Here is a 2,064-nt window from a genome sequence, read left to right as displayed (position 1 = left end):
TCTATCTAATCAACCGTGCTGACCATCACCGCTGCATCGCTCGCCGGGGGGCAAGGGAAAACTACCACCTGCTTCTTTCTCGGCTCTGCTCTAGCCCGCATGGGCTACAAAGTCCTCATGGTCGATGCTGACCCCCAATCCAGCTTGACCCTCTACCTAGCACACGAAGTAGAAGCCAATCAGCCCACCCTACTAGAAGTCCTCAAAAAGCAGGTAGCAGTCGTTGACGGCATCTACGAATCCCACCACCCTAACCTGTGGTTAATTCCCAGCGACGACGGGCTCGAACTCATCCAAGAGTACCTATCTTCCACCGCCATGGGCGAACTCGCCCTCAAGAAACGCCTCAAAGAAGTCAAGGAATTGTTCGATGTCTGCATCGTCGATGCCCCACCTCAAAGAACTCAAATTTGCCTGACCGCAGTAGTCTGTGCCGACTTGTTAATGATTCCCGCTGAAGCTTCCTCCAAAGGGTTGCACTCCCTAGTGCGTACCCTGCAACTCGTAGAGGAACTAAAGTCAGTTGATGCCTTTGAAGGGGCCATATTAGGCATTGTCCCCTTTCGAGACAGATGGGTAGGACGCACTCAAGCCAAACGCAGCGAAATTAGCATCCAGGACATGAAAGAAGTAGGAATTGGCATCAAAGTCCTGCCCTCCATCCTAGAAAGCGAACGCTACAAGCAAGCAATCGACACCGGGAAAAGCTTAACAGAATTAGGATATCCCGACTTAGAATTACCTTTTATCAAAATTATTGAAGTATTAGAGGCAAAATGGCTGAAGAACAAAACCCACCCTTAGATGCGAACAACCGCTTAAAACAGAGAATGAGAGCAACTGTCCCTCCCAGAGATACCTCAATCTTAAAAAGGCTCCCCGATGATGCCACACCTTCACCCCCAAAACAGCAGGAAATCGCAGTGCAATCAGACTTGCCAAAACAGACAAAAGCCACCGAAAAAGAGCAAAAATTAGTTGCCTTTACCTTGCGAGTTGAAACTTCTATCGATAAGGGTCTAAAGTCTCTCTGTACTCAAGAAGGCATTACCAAAGAAACCTTTTTAGAAGCCGCCTATTTAGTGTGCCTTGACAACGAACAATTGATGCAGCAAGTATTAGAAGTTGCGCTTGAGCGCCGTCAAGAACGCAGAGAGACTGGCATTGTCCGCCGTGCTCAAAGCATGACTCGATACTTACAGGAAACTTAGGTAATTGTGAGGCTTAAAAACTGCAAATTACCGAATAAAAATTCCTCCTTAAAACTAGCAATGACTGGCAATTTCCACACCACAAATGAGTTTTGTACCGCGCTTTACTTATAATGACCCTATAGTGAGACATTTGGGCGTAATTGAGGCAGCGAGGGCTGTCATTGAAGTGCTGCCCCTGCCACCTGATACAACTCTACGCCTGCGCCACGATGCCTTGCAAAGAAGTACCCGCAGCTCGACTCAAATTGAGGGTAATCCCTTGGATGAAGCGGCGGTGCGACGGGCGATAGCGAGGAGCGATCGCACGGGCAGTGATGCTGAGCAGGAAGTCCGCAACTATTGGCGGGCGCTTGACCGAGTTGAGGAATTTGCCGAAGCCCAAACCCCGATTACAGAAGCATTTATCAAAGAACTACACCGCATTGTTATCGTGCGCGGTCGCGGGCGGCGGGGCAGCAAAAGCGAGTATCGCATCACAGAATGTCCGGTTGTGGATACTCTCACGCGGGCGATCGATTACGGGCCGCCTGAACCGGGAGACGTACCTGTGCTGATGGGGGAATTAGTTGATTGGTTATCTTCAACAACAGTAACCGAATTGTCAGCCCCCATCCGTGCGGCTATCCTCACCCACCGCTTCCTCAGCATCCACCCATTTAATGACGGGAACGGTCGCACGGGACGGCTGTTGGCTACTGCTGAACTGTGGCGTTCCGGCTACCGAATGCGGGGGTTTTTCTCATTTGACGAGTATTTTAATGCCGATCGCGATCGCTATTACCGTTCCCTACAAATGGGGCTGCCCGTGGACTTTTATGAAGGCCGCCACGACCCAGACCACACGCCCTGG

The 2,064-nt window shown here is 50.5% G+C and carries 3 protein-coding genes; all 3 read left to right on the top strand.

Features of this window, described 5'->3' with window-relative positions:
- The first annotated feature begins 15 nt into the window (after positions 1 to 15).
- Positions 16 to 804 carry a ParA family protein gene (locus PY364_RS28785; protein WP_275571129.1) on the top strand — a complete coding sequence of 263 codons (789 nt, stop codon included), beginning with the start codon at positions 16 to 18 and terminating at the stop codon, positions 802 to 804.
- Complete coding sequence (locus tag PY364_RS28780; RefSeq protein ID WP_275571128.1) at positions 777 to 1,211, top strand: hypothetical protein; 435 nt, start codon at positions 777 to 779, stop codon at positions 1,209 to 1,211. The genes PY364_RS28785 and PY364_RS28780 overlap by 28 nt, the downstream gene beginning before the upstream one ends.
- 85 nt (positions 1,212 to 1,296) lie before the next feature.
- Positions 1,297 to 2,064: Fic family protein (locus tag PY364_RS28775; protein ID WP_275571127.1), on the top strand; the 768-nt coding region annotated here is incomplete at its 3' end.

The organism is Kamptonema sp. UHCC 0994 (assembly GCF_029167235.1).
In the GTDB taxonomy this organism is placed as follows: Bacteria; Cyanobacteriota; Cyanobacteriia; order Cyanobacteriales; family Microcoleaceae; genus Kamptonema.
The sequence above is the reverse complement of the archived record's forward strand: the minus strand, read 5'-3'. Positions and strand labels throughout refer to the sequence as shown.

What these genes read in the sequence shown, in the direction of transcription:
- PY364_RS28780 (WP_275571128.1), top strand. Translation starts at nt 777, where the DNA reads ATGGCTGAAGAACAAAACCCACCCTTAGATGCGAACAACCGCTTAAAA.